We start from the raw sequence: 15,500 nt of genomic DNA, 5'->3' as shown, positions 1-15,500 counted from the left end.
TCGAACTCATATAATTAAACTTCATACCGTCTCATTTGCGTCATAGTCTATTTCAACTCTTCAATAAGTATTATGGAACTAACGGGGCAGGTTAGTTGAATAAGATAATATTTGGACAAGATAGATATAAGTAGAAAAGTTAATAACAAGGGGTGGTTATTTGGAGAAAAATATTGGGGATGTAGATTTTTTTTAAACAAGTAGTAAAAAGACTTTGAAAAAAAACAATATTTCCCCTCAGAAACCTTAATTTGAAATCAAAGAGAATGTAATGGTTATTAGCATTAAGAACAAAGATGGAGTAGACTTAAATTGTTTTAATATTTTAAACCTTATTTACCGAACAATTGGACATTTAGAAGAGAGCTGAACAAACAAGAAATAGAATTATTGAGGCTTATGCAGAGTGTCAAGGCATTTTATTTTGATTATAGCAATGAAATGAATACCATTTGGCGATGAATTATTTTACTAAGTTTTTAATGTTTTTACTGATATATGCAAAGTTAGCAGTACACACTAATAAAGTAATAAGGTTTACTTCAGTAAAATAAGGTATATTATATTTGATGAATAGATTCTCTTTAAAGACAAGAAAAGTAGGTGAACAAAGTGGGAAAATATCAATTGGATACCAAAGGTCAGGTAGCTGTGACAAAGTTTCATGAAAAACAGAAGCCTGCCAAATTTGATAAAAAGCAGCAACTTGAAAAAATACGTGCAGATTATTTGAAAAAGAAACAAAAACAAACAGATAAATAATATGAATGAAAACATAGGAAGACTAAAATCTCCCTATGTTTTTCTTATTCGAAGTTCTTTTTTCAATTGATGATAGAGTTTATTATTCCCATAAATTTCAGATTCGGTGAAAAAAACTCGTTATCAGATCCATTCCTCACTAAAAATTTCAGTAGCAGAATCAATAGACCAGCCGTTATTTTGGATACACCAGTAATCTCCAGCAGAAATTTTTAAAACATTTGGATACTTACTTGGCTTAGGTAGCTGAATAAAAAGATAAGTCTCGATCTTTTCAGCAAGATACCTTCTCAACACCCCACACTCAAAGAAAGTCAGGGAATACGTGCTTTACATCAATAAGGGAGGTTGTTGAAGCAACCTTTTCTTAATGAACTAACGGGTGCGTTAGCTGAAATCGGAGCTGTCTTTAAGGCAGCTTTTTCTTATGCAACTAACGGGGCAGGTTAGCTTAATAAAGATCCCGTTTTTTGAAACTTTTACCTTATTTTTCCGTACTGCTATATGTATAGTATTTACTAGTGAGGAAAGGAGGTAGAAGGATGAAGCTTTGGTGGGTTGCAAACGTTTTTTGGTTAGTGATTTTTTCCATACTTGCTATCGTTATTGGAACAAGACAAGTAGACGGAGCAGGGGCTGTTCAAACTCCTGAAATCAGAATTATTACATTAATAATTTTAGGTGTTGCATTTGTGTTTATCCTTATAATACAACTAATCTGGTTTTATTTTGTTCGTAAAAGAAGACGACTGTCATAGACGTCCTTTCTTTATCCTAATGAATAAACATAGTTGATACCCAATAGTTTGTGATTAAATGTACTTAAACTAACGCTGAAGATCGGAGCTGTCTTTAAGGCAGCTCTTTCTTTCCATGCAACTAACGGGGCAGGATAGTTGAATATAGGAATGAAGTAAAGGAGGCTAAGATGAATACATATTGTAAGAGTGCATTACATCAAATTAAAGTTGCTGTAACGACAATTGTTGAGATGATAGAAAAGTTAGCAGAAAATGACTTACAAAAAAGACCTACGCCCAATAAGCATTCCATAGGAGAGCTGATAGAACACATTGCTATTATTTGTGAAGCTGATTCGCTTATTTCGGACGGGGCGTCCCAAGACAAGATGAATAAATTTTATTCAAATGTTTCATATAAAAGTCTAAATGAGATGAAAGAAGCATTGATAAAAAATCATCAATTTTTAGAAGATAAATTTATGAATTTTACAGAAATCGAACTTCAAGAGGAAATTACTTCTTATTGGGGTGTTACATACTCGCGATATGAATGGTTGTTAGAGATTGTAGCTCACGTTTATCATCACAGAGGGCAATTACACTCTATGCTTGTTCATTGTTATGGAATAGACCCAAAAGTTCCATTGTTTGAATAGAACTTTACTATTGAACTAACGAGGCAGGTTAGTTGAAGAAGGATTTTCATTTTCCTTTGCAGAAGGTAAGTAATGTAGGTGCATTTCCTTATGAAAGAAGGTTGTATTATGGAGTTTTATCCTTCTGAAATAGATTTCATTTCTCTATTTGAATGTCTTCCAGTAAAGAAAGATGATGATGAACTGTTCGAATATAATGAATCAACCTTCAGGTTCAAGGTTAAAAAGTATAAATATGAGGTTATCATTTGCCCGTTTTATAATCAATTTGGGTTATTAGTACAAGAGGGAAGTATGGTTATTGGAAGATATAACTTTCAAACGGTAAGTAAAATCGAAATACTTACCGATAAAGAGGATGAATCTTCTATACGGTTATTTTTAGATGATGATAGAGAAAGGTTTTTAATGATTGTAGAAATTACCTTCAAACCGAACTTTAAGATTGAAATAAAAGAAACGTTTGCTTGATTACATTTAAGAACTGGCTGACCAAACCCGTAGCCTTTTTATTGAACTAAGGACCAGTATTCCTGTAATGAATGTTTTTAATGAACAAACGGGGCAGGTTAGCTCAATAAGGGACTATGATAAAATTACAATAAACAATGTACATAGAAACCAATAAAGGGTTTAATTCAAGGAGATTTTTATGAATAATCACTGCTGCGAAACTATGAAAGACCAAGTTAATATTAAGTGCAAGATTCACGCTAACCCATTTGATTGTCCAGACATATTGATTACCTATGATAAAAAGTTTGATGAATATGGGTTAATAATCCACGATGGAGGCAGCTCAAGTATAGAGATAACCTATTGTCCCTGGTGTGGCTCGAAATTACCTGATTCTAAAAGAGATTTATGGTTTGAAATCCTTGAACAATTAGGATTTGATGACCCTGTTGAGCAATCGATTCCAGAGGAATTTAAAACAGATAAATGGTATAAAAATAGTAAATGAGCAGAAGATTCACTAGCTTGTTGAGAGATGCTTTGGGAGTTTTTTTCTAATTTAAAACAAAATTTGTGAAGGATTCTACTTAAACTAACGGGTGCGTTAGCTGAAGATCGGAGCTGTCTTTAAGGCAGCTTTTTCTTATGGAACTAAAGGGGCAGGTTAGTTGTATAACAAATATGGGACTCTTTAATGTACCGGAAAGACTATTTAAGATTTTTACTTATATATTGTACTATTTTTCTTAGCTCTGTACTTGTAGGACGACCAAAAGGGCTTGTTTGCTTTTGTTGATAAAGAAGACGTCCTTTATCATCTACAAGGAAATAGGCAGGTTCCCCGTGAGCTCCATGGTCTTCATATGGAGCGTCTTCACCATGAAAGAATACGTCAAAAGCTTTTAAAGCCTCTAAATTTTCATCTGATAAGACAGGATATGAAAGGTTGTATTCATCTACCATTTTCTTTAAATTATCAAGTTCATCCGTAGAGATAGTGATTAAATGCACATTCTTACTTTCAAAATAACTCTTATTTTCTTCTAAGTCTTTTAAATCTTGGACACAGACTGGACACCACGCCCCTCTTTAAGTGCCAGCTTTGATGTTCTTTTTGATGAGTCTCATATGAAAATGTTTCACCTGTAGTGGAAGGGAGAATAAAGTTAGGGATGTTTTCATTCAATTTTAATTGAGTCATTTTGGTACCTCCAATATCTTAATTCACTTTGCAAGTGTTGACCACAATATTATCTTACTCTTGATAAGAAATATGTAATGTTAATTACTTTTTTATTTTTTAAGTGATTTGTAACAGAGAATGTAAGCTATCTTACATTTTCCAACAGACTAAGGTTTGATTTAGTTTGATTAGGTAAATTAGTCTATATAGAGTGGGATTTTATGTGTAAAGGAGCAGTAGGATGTCTGAAAAAATAAAGAAGCTAGAAGATTTTGTGCGTGAAAAGTGGGTTCCTGAAGGAGCTGAATCAGCGCATCGTGTGCAATGTATCAGCTCCTATAAAATTAAAACATGCTCCCATAATCCTAGCTTTCCCTTTGCTGGAATAAATTCATCCAGCATCTGCATATCCTCAACTACCCAAGCATAACCTCCCACTATAAAGCTACCCATAAAATAGTCATTCCCTGATACGATTCGACCATCCTCCAGAATGGCCCATGTCTCATTGTTTTCAGTTACCTTCAAACAATCTACAAGTTTGCATACAGCAATGATCTGGCCAGTTGGAAGATTCTCTGGTGTGTATCCGTGCTTACCAAGCAACGACTTTATGGCTATATGGTTAGAGACGTCTTTATCTATTTTTTTACTTGTGTGAATGGCAAGTGGCCCCCGATAATTCGTTCTCCATGACCTTGTTTCATATGTTGCCTCTCTATGGACAAAAAGGCTTGCCCACGGCTGGATCATTGATAAAACCTTCATTCTGACAGCCTCCAACCTATAGAAGTTTATTTTGATTATAGAGTGTCCCTTTAAAGGAATATTATGAGCAAAAGGCAGAATATCAGTTCACGGAGATCCAATTTATGACCAGTGATCATTAATATCATATATTAATCAGCGAACTATTTTTGTTGGGTTTTACAAACTCACTAGATGTGATTGGGCACGAACTTACACATGTAGTGACCCAGTTCACAAGCCGGCTAGAATATGAAAAGCAGCCTGGAGCTTTAAACGAACAGATTTAATGTAGTTTGTTATACCAATTGTGGAAGTTTACGTAACGGAAGGAATTCAACTGGTGAATCGATTCAACTAGGCGTAAGTAAAATTAATATTTATAGTGATATGAAGTATGCATATTTTACAAAAGCACGCGAAATTCTAAGTACTACCGAATACTGGGATCCAAATGTCATTTATCCAGATTGCATCAAAGAAGCTCGTAAAGTCATTAATTATAAAATTTGGTTCAAGGCTGGTGAAGCAGGAGCCATTGTCTCCGAGTTTTCATCGAATAGTGAAGATGCTTCAGATATATTTACCGATCCACGAATCGTTCGAATACAAGAATAACGTTGCTGTTGCTACATGGGGGAAGAACAATCATCTGCCTATTAGAGATTACTTCTCCCTCGTACAAAAAAACTTCATTAGATTTATACGTAGAAGAAAATTTTGACACCTTATTTGTAGGCGTATTCAAATTGTTTTAAATAGGTATCAGATGCACTAGCTTGTTTGAGATTTACCCAATTAACGCCAATTCAGTTATAAAAAATACCTGGAATGAGTTTTTATTCGCGATTACATTTACAAATAGTATTGAGGCCCAAACTATACCAGTTGGAATCGCCATGATGCCGCAGATGTTTTTGAAAGGGGCAGTTTAGTTTAATAAGAGAGAAGCCTATTTTATGTCGCTTTTAATCATCTAAATACCAGATAGTTCTACAGATAGATTAATATTTTAAAGTTAAAAAGGATGAAAAGAGACAGAATTTTGGACAAGGAGATATAAAAGCGAAGAAATTAAAAACAACGAGTTTTTCTAGGGTTAGGTGTGCTGATGGCTGCGTATATACTTTTTGTAGTCTAATATTACTTAGACAATCAGAAAAAGGAAGAACAGAGCCGAGCATTCATGGAAGAAAGCAATAAGGTATTTAATGAATATGATATTATATCGCTCGGAGTCAATCCAAATAACAAAACGATTAAAGTCCATGTGCCGATAGAGGAAGAACAACGGAATAACTGGCCTATCCTTTGGCTCAAATCGCTCAAAAGCATGGCATGAAGGATTATGAAGTCATAGTTAGAGCTATAAGAGATGGGTACCCAATTTCCAATTGAAAGCCTTGTGAAGGATTGTACTTAAACTAACGGGTGCGTTAGCTGAAGATTGGAGCTGTCTTTAAGGCAGCTTTTTCTTATGGAACTAAAGGGGGCAGGTTAGTTCAACAAGGAATTATACTTAATCCTATAGAAATTAGTATCTTGAATTCTAATTTAGATGAGGAAAAGGGGAACTAATGAATTATAAAGTCATTATAAACATGCCAATATCTAATCATGAAATACCTGAATTAAGAGAGCTTATTGGATGGGGAAGACGCGATAAAGATTACCCCAATTTGTTTGAACGTTGTAATTTTTGGGCTGGAGTAAGAAACGAAAATAATAAACTTATAGCATTTGGTTATGTTGCAGGCATGGGCTTAGAACATGGTTATATGGAAGACATAATTGTTCATCCTGATTATCAAAAAATGGGAATTGGTGTGGAGTTAGTAAGAGAATTATTAAGTGAGTCTGAACGGTACGGATTGGAGATTGTTACCTTGACGTATGACTCCAAACATAAAAACTTTTATGAAACTTGTGGCTTTACTCCCTGTTCAGGTGGGGTATGGAAAAAACAGTTATGAACTAAAGGGGCAGCTTAGTTCAACGAGGTAATCGGGCTAAGGGTGCGGTAAAAATATCCATAAAAGTGAATCTTTGGTTGGATGATAATGTAAAAAATATTGATTAATATTATATGGAGAATTATATATTTCAAGTCAAAACGGGAGAGGAAGAATGAGCATGAAAAAGTTTAAAATGAGTGTCGTGGCCTTGTTAGCTGCGTTGTTGTTCCCTTCTTCTACATTTGCAAGCGGCTGGGATTACTTAGGAGAAGAATCTCTTTATTCTAATGGTGCTGAAAGTCATGTGTATGCCTCTACTGGTGGAGATTATAGGATTTGTCGGGATCCTTACGTTGGTCCAGCTGGTAAGTTAAAAGTTGATTTATGGGAGTATGATCCTGATAGTTACAATGATTATGTAGGAACAAGATATATAGAACGAGGGAAATGTGGGTATTTCTGGGGTATTGGTAAATTTGTTGATGGTGGAAATGAAGCTGAATTTTTTGCGAAATCAAGGACTGACAGTGATATGCATTTAATCTTTTATGATTAATTCACTAAAAGATAAGAATCCATTTTGATTAACCTTTTTTCAAAATGGATTCTTTTTTTGTGCTATAGAATATGGGTTTGCTGAACGTTTTCGATTAAACATTATTTTAAAGATACAATAAACATAAAATTGTAACACTCCTTATTTACCAAGGGGGCAAGCCATCATACTCACTTGTAAGTTGCTAAAAGGGGTAGCATCAGGAAAATGCGTATTTACAACGATAAGCATTCTGATACAAGTCATATGGATTTTATGAACTCTATATTGTAGGTGATTGGATTGTGTCTAAAAAGGCTCTACACTAATGAGAGTGTGAAAGAATGTACTTAAACTAAAGGGGCAGGTTTGTTGAAGAAGGATATTTTCTGTTTTAAGCGAATTAGAATTTCAAACAACCTTTACACGAATACAGGTATTGAAAATAACAGGAATATAGGAGGTATGAGATATGAAGATCAATAGAATAGATCATGTGAGTATAAACGTAAATGATCTTTCAGAGGCTAAAGCGTTTTTTCTTGATTTAGGACTTGAAGTACAAGCGGAATGGGAATTGAATGGAGAACAGTTGGACAGAATAGTTGGGCTTAATGATGTTAAAACGGCATGTGTAGGATTGGGGATGCCAGATGGTCAGGCATGGATAGAGCTAGTCAAATTTTATACGCCGTCAGATGAAAAAGATATTCAGCAACCTTTGGCAAATACGCTGGGTATCCGACATATTTGCTTTGCTGTTGAAGATATTGAAGCTATTGTTGCAAAATTGAAAAAGAAAGGCACGGAAATCTTTAGTGAGATACAGCAATATGAAGAAAGTTATAAGTTATGCTACGTTCGTGGTCCAGAGGGAATTATTTTAGAGTTGGCGGAGAAAATCAGATAAATATTGAATGGCACTTTAAATGATTTAGACCTCCAACTTAAAGATTTCTTCTTAACCTATCGGGTGCTTTTCTTGAAGAAGTCAAATAAAAAAGTCGGTTCCTTAACGTACAGGGAATTCGAATTTTTTATGTTTGAATTTGCTTAGCGTACAAAATTTCCGAAATGTTGGCGATACCCCTTTATACAACTAACGGGGCAGTTTAGTTGAATAAAGGGAAAAAAGAATGTAATAGTTTTCTTTTTACTTAAAGGCTGTAACTAAGCATTTATATTACATAAATAATGACATGACTGTAGGCTATTTTTCATACAATATTTTTGGGGTGTAAAAATGGCAAGAGCAAATTACCGAAGTTCAGACGTTGACTTAATGGCAAGGATGATGAGAGCAGAAGCCGAAGGTGAAGGACAACTAGGAATGTTATTTGTTGGAAATGTAATTGTGAATCGTCTTGTAGCTAATTGTTTAGACTTTAAAGGTTTAAGAACCATTCCACAAGTCATTTTTCATGTACAAGGAGGAAATTATTCTTTTGAAGCTGTTCAAAAAGGCAATGTATTTTATCAAAGAGCGAGAGGTGTCGAAAGAAGATTAGCAGAACAGAATTTGAAGCACTGGAGACAGCATCCGGCTAGATATGCTCTTTGGTATTTCAATCCCTATGCGCCATGTCCTCCAACATGGTATGATCAGCCTCATACTGGTCAATTTAAAGACCATTGTTTTTATGAACCAAAACCTGGAACATGTGATAGTGTTTATAGAGGTTAAGCTTACTCTTTGAGTAAGCTTTTTTACATATTTAAAATATTTATACATAATCAACATTAATATTTCACAAGCCTAAATAACTAGACAGTCAAAGGGGACCTTCATAATTGAGGTCCCTTTTTCATAATGTATTAAGGTAATAACGTTTTATATTGTTCCATTAAATCACCTGCATATAAGCTTGTTATCATTAAAAAAATGGCAAGCCCAATATATAATGAGAACCAGATGACTTTTGTTTTGAGACTCGATGAGTAATAGGATTTCTCTTTATCCCTAATTTCAGTTTGTTCTTGAACTTCTTTAAAGAAAGTTGCTACTATTCGTTCATACGTGCCTATACTTTTAAAATCGGTAGGTCCGTACTGGTATTCATTCGAATTAGCAGCATCCATTAAGGACCTATAAATATTTAATTTTACCTCGGTCAGCTGTTTTTCTTTTAGCTTATTATCATCAAATAGCGGGATATGCCATCTCTTCATGTTGTTAAACTTTTCATGTAGTTGGCTTAATTCCATATTCCAAATATTAACCAGGCGAATTTTTTCTTCATCTGTTGCACCTTCATATTGTTCTAGTTGCTTTAAACCAAATTGATTCAATTCAATGATGTTGTCTCTTTGATTTCTGGTTGTCTCGCTACGGAATTCCTTCCACCACTTAGAAATACCCAATAATAAGAAAAGAATTAAAAATGGATTTGGATGGAGAAACAAATATACAACCATTCCGATAATCCCTAATACCCAAAGCTTTGTGGAGATGACTCCCACTATACGTCCTCCATCAAGTGGATGTACAGGCATTAGATTAAATAGGTTAATCATGGCTCCAAGTGTAATAACTAAAAGCCAAAATGGATTTTCCGTCATCATAAATAGAGGGATGGCTGGTAGAAATGCTAATGTACCTAATAAAGGACCTCCGAAGGCAAGATAAGCTTCTTGATTAGCATTCTTGGGTTCTTCCTTAAGGGCAATTAACGCTCCGACAAAAGGGATGAAAATGGCATTGGATGTTTTGATGCCTTTTCTCTTAGCAGCTAGTAAATGCCCCATTTCATGGATGTAAATTAGATAGACTAGGGCTACGGCAAATTTCCAACCGTAAACCAAGGCATACGCTCCTAATGAAACGAAAATGGAAATCAGAGAACCTACTTTTGCTATTTTCAATAGCGCAAACAACCATTTCATTTTTCCTAGGAAAAATAACCCGATTGCCCCCAAACTTAACCATCCTTTATTCGATTTAGATTCTTTCAAAATGTACCTCCTATAGTAAATGGGAAAACAGATGACCCCATTGACATTATGTCTATCTGAGCTCCTTCTTGATTTATCATCTTACTAATATCCTTATTATATCGTATTCAATAATCCTTTTCTTTTTCTTAGAGGGAAATTTTTCTAGTTTATTAACTTTCAAGTATTACTCTTTTTTATATTTGGTTATGTTAAAGATAAAGGTTGATTAAAAAATAGACAATATAAAAACTCCGATGGGTATTTATATTAAATTAATATGAGATTGTGAAAATTTCTACTTAAACTAACGTGGCAGGATAGTTCTATAAGGAATACTGTTAAGTGACATTAAAGTTGTATAAAAACGTCAGTCATGTTGTTCCATTAAAAGGACAGATTGCCGAGGAAACAGTTGAAACATATATATGGAAAATTATTTGGAAGGATATACTAAGATGAGTGCGATGATATTTAACCCTTATTTGGGGACATTTTCGCTACCATCGGAGGTTCATTAACAAAGCGTAGTTAGAGGAGGTTAAAATGGAGAAGCAGGCTGTTTTATTTCATTCATTAGAGGGTGAAAAAATCTACTTCAAAGCACTAAGGATAGAGGATGTTCAAGAGATACATCATTATGCGTCAGATCAAGAGGTTTCACGATTTATTGGCTGGAATTTGATGAGTACTTTGGAGGAAACTCGTCAGTTCATTGAAATAATGTTAAAACGTGAGTCGGCAGGAACTCATTTATATTCCTCCATTGTTGAAAAATTAACTCAAGCAATTATAGGAACAGCCATAATTTTCAATTTTGACCAAGAAGCAAACCAAGCTGAAATTGGTTATGTGTTGCATAAACATCATTGGGATAAGGGGTATGGAACAGAGGTTGTTGCATTGATAAGTGATTTTGCATTTAAATCACTTAATCTTCATAAGCTCCGTGCTATGGAGCATGCCAATATTGGCTCTGCACGGATACTTGAAAAGAACAGGTATGAGTTAGAAGGACGGTTAAAAGACCACTATTTTATAGAGGATAAGTATTATGATGCATTACTTTTCGGCAAAATTACTAACCTGGAAACTTAGCGTTCTTGTACAGAAAAAATAAGAGGTTTGTTGACGATAATTTCAATAAAATATAGTCCCTTCTTATTCAGTTAAAGGGTGCGATTCTTTAATAAGAATCGCTTTTCTTATAGAACTACCATGAAAATAAGTTTCTTTAAAAATGGAAAAATGACAATACTTAAGAAGACTCTGCTCAATCGTTTAAAAAAAGAGGAGAGCGTAAATAATTAGTCTATGGATTAGGGTTGACTGGATTAAGGTCAGTATCAGTATTGACACTTCCTGACCATTTTCATTCTTTGCGATTCATGGATGGCTAACGGGTGCGTTAGCTGAAGATCGGAGCTGTCTTTAAGGCAGCTCTTTTCTTATGGAACTAAAGGGGCAGGTTAGTTCATTATGATGTATAATATTGGATATATTTAAAGGGGGATTTTGATGTTAATCAGAGAGGTAAAACCTGAGGATGCTGAAAGTTTCGATTGGCTAATGAAGCAAGTTGAAACTGAGGCTGATTTTATGCTTATGGAACCAGGAGAAAGAAAAGGTTCTCCTGAACAACAACGTAAATGGTTGGAACGAATGGACAAAGAGAGTAATTCAACGGTACTTGTTGCAGAACAGGAAGGTGGACAGTTAGTAGGATATTTAGCAGTCATTGGCGGAGATACAAGAAGAACCAAACATTCAGCCTACCTAGTTATAGGTATTTTAAAAGAATACACAGGGCGTGGTATAGGAACAAAGCTATTTCAAAGGTTAGAAGAATGGGCAATAACTCATAATATTTTACGGTTAGAACTTACAGTAGTTACTCAAAATGAAGCAGGAGTATCTCTATATAAGAAGATGGGATTTGAGATAGAAGGAATAAAAGGAAACTCACTAATGATAGATGGCACACTTTTCGACCAGTATTTTATGTCCAAATTATTATAAGGTCTTGCTAAAATAACAGGTGCTTTACTTCATTACCAGGGGCTAACAGCAGCTCCTTTTCTTTTGCAACTATAGGGGCAGGTTAGTTGAAGAACAGTAACAGAAAAGGTAGGGTTTGTAGGAGGTGCTAGTATTCGAGTTTTCTTATGTTTTTTTTATTTGTTTCTTTTAAGTGGTCTAGTAATGGGTTCAATGGAAAGTATTTTTTTTACTGATATTTTTGGTAAGGTAGGTAAAGGTATTCCAACACTTTTTGCAATACCTTTACTTTATTTGATACGGGATCATTTTAAAGAGATAAAAGATCTGGATTTTGGAATGATGTTGTTTTTAAGTATTGCTTCTTTTACAGGTCTTGCAGTCATCTTTGTTGTTTAGAGATGTTAAAAGGTGATTTTAAAATTTCCTTAATGAACTAACGGGTGCTTTACTTTATTACCAGGAGCTGATCAGCAGCTCCTTTTCTTATGCAACTATAGGGGCAGGTTAGTTCATTAAGAATTTAATATATAATAGATTTTAAAGACACAAATGATTTTCCTAAGGGAAGTACAACAATTATGAGGAATAACAAAAAAACAAAGGAGAACAGTGTATGAATAATGAATTTGAAAAGGCCATAAATTTACTAGAAAATAATGATAAAGAAACATATCCAACATTTGCTTACTCTGTATTAAATAATTATATTCCTGGCCAGGTATATATGGATGAATTGAAGAAAACAGTTTTAATTGGAACTGATTCAGGTATTTTTATTGTTGGTGGAGACGAAATGGACAATGGTCTTGATAGCATATTTTTAGAAATTTTTAATAGTAGAAAAAATGACATTAAGCGATTCACTTTGTTTTCTCCATCAAAAGAATGGGATCAAGTTATAAATAAGTTGTTTGAAAATGAGTTAAGACAAATGCATAGATATTCTTTTCATTTTAATAAGGATACATATTCAACAATAAAAAAGGGGAAATCACCCAATGATTTTATAGTAAAGAGAATAGATGAAAAAATAATTACTGAAAGTCTGGAATTTAATGAATCTTATTATAATGAATATTGGGGTTCAGTATCAAATTTTCTTGAGAATGGTTTTGGTTATTGTTTGCTACATAATGATACCGTTGTAAGTGAATGTACATCTATATTTAGTTCATCACAATTTGCTGAAATTGATATTGCAACTAAAAATAAGTATAGAGGAATGGGCTTAGCTCAAAATGTTGCAGAGATATTCATTGAACATTGTATTGAAAGAAATTTGAAACCCAATTGGGATTGTAATGTTAACAATTTTGCGTCGATAAAGCTGGCTGAAAGATTAGGATTCGAAAATCCAATGGAATATTCAGTATTCATTAAAAAGTAAAAAATCCTTATTTCGCTAACGGGTGTTTTACTCCAATTATAGAGGTTGCTGAAGCAACTTTATTTTTTATGCAACTAACGGGTGCGTTAGCTGAAGAGCGGAGCTGTCTTTAAGGCAGCTCTTTCCTTATGGAACTAAAGGGGCAAGTTAGTTGCATAAGACAAGTAGAATTAAATAAATCTATTATTGAAAAAAAGAGTGATTAACAGAGAAAATTTTATTAAGCTAACTTGTGCTATAGTTCAAGATGTGTGGCTGCCACCACCATTATCAAATGAATTGAGGATGGAAATTGAAATGAAGAAAAATATGTTTAGTTTTACGTCAGCCATAGTTGGAGTTATGGCTCCATTACTTTTATTTGTTGCAATTGAAGTAATTAAGTTTAGTGATATATTACTAATTAGTAGTTTGAGCCTGTATGGTGTTTCTATTATATGTACGATTTTCGCTGTGATAAGGAAAGAACAACATAAGATGAAGTACATCCCATTCCTTACACTAATCCCCATTACTCTTATCAATTTTTAATTTTATTGGTTTATTCATTAGGGAAATTCATAAATGGGTAAACTAACGGGGCAGCTTTCCTGTCCTGTATTAACTGAAATACTAAAAAGTTTGTGAAGAAATCTACTTAAACTAACGGGTGCGTTAGTTGATTAAGGAACACAATAAATGATCGATCTTTTTTATAAAAGAATAATCCATTAAATAGTATAAGGGCATGTGTGTTGATTCATCTTTTTTCAAAACATGCCCTTTCGATTTGTTCATTTATCAAGGTTATTTGTATTAATTTGATCAAATTTTGTGGTGATCCTATGATCCATTCTTTTTTTTATTTTTGCTCTGTATAAATTAATCGCTCCTAAAGCTACAGATATTCCTGCCAAATATAGGGCTTGTTGATAACTGTTCAATAGATTAACGACTAATCCGAATAAAGAGGGTGCTATGACAATGAATAATTGATTTATTGTCAATGCTGAACTCACCGTTAAACCTATAAAACGTGAATCCGATTGTTCTGTGATACAAACAATAAAAATGGAATACCAACCAATGGCTACAAAACCCAAAAGAAAACAAAATAATAGCATCAATATTTCCATTTCAACAGTCATGATGAGTGGCAGCATCACTGTAAGAATTACGGTAACAGCCATCACAATAAGCAATAATCTTTCCCTTATACCTTCAAAGAATTGATCACTCGCCCATGCGATGACTACCCGTCCAACCATACCACCTATTAAAACGACGCTTAAATATTTTCCTGCCTCTGTTAATGAATAGCTCCCTTCGTTATGCAAATAACTCATAAAATGCGCAATGATAATCATCTGTAATGACATCATCACAACACCCACTATATACATCGGATATAACTCCTTATTATTTTTGATGACATTCATTTTCTCCTTGAAACCGACCGAGGTTGATCTCGTTCTTGATCTCGTTCCACTCGTTCTTTCTGGTTCGTTATATAATAATAAGAAGATCAGCCCTCCCATTATTGCTACGATCCCTTGTACTACATGTACTGATGACAAATTGAAATGATAATATGTATAGGATAAAACTGCAGAGGCTAGAGATCCTCCAATCGGTATTCCCGTCTGTCTTATCCCTAGAGCCAGACCTCGATGTTCGTTTGGAAACCATTTTACGATGGCCGTGCTTCCACCGGTTTGAGCACTTCCGTACCATATACCGACCAACAATAATAAAAGCAGCAATACAATATAATCATTAACAAAAACTAGCGTTAAAGCTGAGAGGCCCAATAAAATGGTCCCCCACCCGATAATGTGTTTTTCCCCTTTTTTATCCATCAAGTAACCGAACGCCAGCATTGAAAACATCGGACCAATATTGACCGCTGAAACAATGAAGCCTGTTTGAAGTGGTGTTAAATTCCATTCAATTTGATAAAATGCAGCGATGGGTCCCATGCCATATGTCACAAAGGTTGCTGCAGTTTGGGATAACGTGGCCACCAATACGATTAACCATTTATAATATGTATGCATTAAGAAATTCTCCCCCTATGATGTATCGTTCAATAATAATTCGTTGGGATAAATTCTTATTTTTAGCTTCTAGCATTATCTAGTCTCCCTTACTTATTAAGCTAACTA

17 protein-coding genes and 2 pseudogenes are annotated in these 15,500 nt (G+C 34.2%); 15 read left to right on the top strand and 4 right to left on the bottom strand.

Going from position 1 to position 15,500, the window contains the following annotated elements:
• Window positions 1-612: 612 nt before the first annotated feature.
• The 5 genes from JNUCC41_RS05155 (at window position 613) to JNUCC41_RS05135 (ending at window position 3,125) form a co-directional block, all read left to right on the top strand.
• A complete protein-coding gene (locus JNUCC41_RS05155; RefSeq protein WP_192206677.1) occupies window positions 613-762 on the top strand; it encodes a hypothetical protein in 150 nt (49 codons plus the stop codon).
• A gap of 542 nt (window positions 763-1,304) precedes the next feature.
• Window positions 1,305-1,520: a DUF3923 family protein gene (locus JNUCC41_RS05150; RefSeq protein ID WP_192206676.1), complete on the top strand. Its 216-nt coding sequence runs from the start codon at window positions 1,305-1,307 to the stop codon at window positions 1,518-1,520.
• A gap of 170 nt (window positions 1,521-1,690) precedes the next feature.
• On the top strand, window positions 1,691-2,161 hold the full coding sequence (locus JNUCC41_RS05145; protein ID WP_192206675.1) for a DinB family protein: 471 nt from the start codon (window positions 1,691-1,693) through the stop codon (window positions 2,159-2,161).
• Window positions 2,162-2,251: 90 nt separating this feature from the next.
• Window positions 2,252-2,632, top strand: coding sequence for a hypothetical protein (locus JNUCC41_RS05140; protein WP_192206674.1), 381 nt, complete (start codon window positions 2,252-2,254; stop codon window positions 2,630-2,632).
• Between the two features lie 181 nt (window positions 2,633-2,813).
• Window positions 2,814-3,125 carry a DUF6980 family protein gene (locus JNUCC41_RS05135; RefSeq protein ID WP_192206673.1) on the top strand — a complete coding sequence of 104 codons (312 nt, stop codon included), beginning with the start codon at window positions 2,814-2,816 and terminating at the stop codon, window positions 3,123-3,125.
• Between the two features lie 200 nt (window positions 3,126-3,325).
• Here the strand turns inward: JNUCC41_RS05135 and JNUCC41_RS05130 are convergent.
• Both JNUCC41_RS05130 and JNUCC41_RS05125 read right to left on the bottom strand, forming a co-directional pair.
• Window positions 3,326-3,818, bottom strand: a pseudogene (locus tag JNUCC41_RS05130) (peroxiredoxin family protein).
• Window positions 3,819-4,136: 318 nt separating this feature from the next.
• Window positions 4,137-4,568: an ASCH domain-containing protein gene (locus tag JNUCC41_RS05125; RefSeq protein WP_192206672.1), complete on the bottom strand. Its 432-nt coding sequence runs from the start codon at window positions 4,566-4,568 to the stop codon at window positions 4,137-4,139.
• A gap of 158 nt (window positions 4,569-4,726) precedes the next feature.
• Here JNUCC41_RS05125 and JNUCC41_RS26655 point away from each other — a divergent pair.
• The 6 genes and pseudogenes from JNUCC41_RS26655 to JNUCC41_RS05100 all read left to right on the top strand — a co-directional run.
• Window positions 4,727-4,834, top strand: a pseudogene (locus JNUCC41_RS26655) (M4 family metallopeptidase); the annotation flags it as partial.
• 103 nt (window positions 4,835-4,937) lie between these two features.
• The gene (locus JNUCC41_RS27415; protein ID WP_430624075.1) at window positions 4,938-5,165 is read left to right on the top strand and encodes a hypothetical protein; all 228 of its coding nucleotides are present in this window, start codon (window positions 4,938-4,940) and stop codon (window positions 5,163-5,165) included.
• A gap of 959 nt (window positions 5,166-6,124) precedes the next feature.
• Window positions 6,125-6,520: a GNAT family N-acetyltransferase gene (locus JNUCC41_RS05115; RefSeq protein ID WP_192206671.1), complete on the top strand. Its 396-nt coding sequence runs from the start codon at window positions 6,125-6,127 to the stop codon at window positions 6,518-6,520.
• A 154-nt stretch (window positions 6,521-6,674) separates the two neighbouring features.
• Window positions 6,675-7,058, top strand: coding sequence for a hypothetical protein (locus JNUCC41_RS05110; protein ID WP_228467543.1), 384 nt, complete (start codon window positions 6,675-6,677; stop codon window positions 7,056-7,058).
• 451 nt (window positions 7,059-7,509) lie between these two features.
• A complete protein-coding gene (locus tag JNUCC41_RS05105) occupies window positions 7,510-7,947 on the top strand; it encodes a VOC family protein (RefSeq protein WP_192206670.1) in 438 nt (145 codons plus the stop codon).
• A 333-nt stretch (window positions 7,948-8,280) separates the two neighbouring features.
• A complete protein-coding gene (locus tag JNUCC41_RS05100; protein WP_192206669.1) occupies window positions 8,281-8,721 on the top strand; it encodes a cell wall hydrolase in 441 nt (146 codons plus the stop codon).
• Window positions 8,722-8,852: 131 nt separating this feature from the next.
• Here JNUCC41_RS05100 and JNUCC41_RS05095 read toward each other — a convergent pair whose 3' ends face one another.
• Window positions 8,853-9,989 carry a site-2 protease family protein gene (locus JNUCC41_RS05095; protein WP_192206668.1) on the bottom strand — a complete coding sequence of 379 codons (1,137 nt, stop codon included), beginning with the start codon at window positions 9,987-9,989 and terminating at the stop codon, window positions 8,853-8,855.
• Between the two features lie 525 nt (window positions 9,990-10,514).
• Here JNUCC41_RS05095 and JNUCC41_RS05090 point away from each other — a divergent pair.
• From JNUCC41_RS05090 to JNUCC41_RS05075, 4 genes are all read left to right on the top strand, one after another.
• Window positions 10,515-11,066, top strand: coding sequence for a GNAT family N-acetyltransferase (locus tag JNUCC41_RS05090; RefSeq protein WP_192206667.1), 552 nt, complete (start codon window positions 10,515-10,517; stop codon window positions 11,064-11,066).
• 420 nt (window positions 11,067-11,486) lie between these two features.
• Window positions 11,487-11,987 (top strand): GNAT family N-acetyltransferase, encoded by a 501-nt coding sequence (locus JNUCC41_RS05085; protein WP_192206666.1) that lies wholly within the window; start codon window positions 11,487-11,489, stop codon window positions 11,985-11,987.
• A 183-nt stretch (window positions 11,988-12,170) separates the two neighbouring features.
• Entirely contained in the window at window positions 12,171-12,365 is a 195-nt protein-coding gene (locus tag JNUCC41_RS05080; protein WP_192206665.1) for a hypothetical protein, read from the top strand.
• Window positions 12,366-12,582: 217 nt separating this feature from the next.
• Window positions 12,583-13,356 (top strand): GNAT family N-acetyltransferase, encoded by a 774-nt coding sequence (locus JNUCC41_RS05075; RefSeq protein ID WP_192206664.1) that lies wholly within the window; start codon window positions 12,583-12,585, stop codon window positions 13,354-13,356.
• A 773-nt stretch (window positions 13,357-14,129) separates the two neighbouring features.
• Here the strand turns inward: JNUCC41_RS05075 and JNUCC41_RS05070 are convergent.
• Window positions 14,130-15,392, bottom strand: a complete 1,263-nt coding sequence (locus JNUCC41_RS05070) for an MFS transporter (protein ID WP_192206663.1) — start codon at window positions 15,390-15,392, stop codon at window positions 14,130-14,132.
• Between the last annotated feature and the right edge of the window lie 108 nt (window positions 15,393-15,500).

This window comes from Brevibacillus sp. JNUCC-41 (assembly GCF_014844095.1).
Lineage (GTDB): Bacteria > Bacillota > Bacilli > Bacillales > DSM-1321 > Peribacillus > Peribacillus aracenensis.
This window is presented reverse-complemented; position numbering and strand designations above follow the sequence as displayed.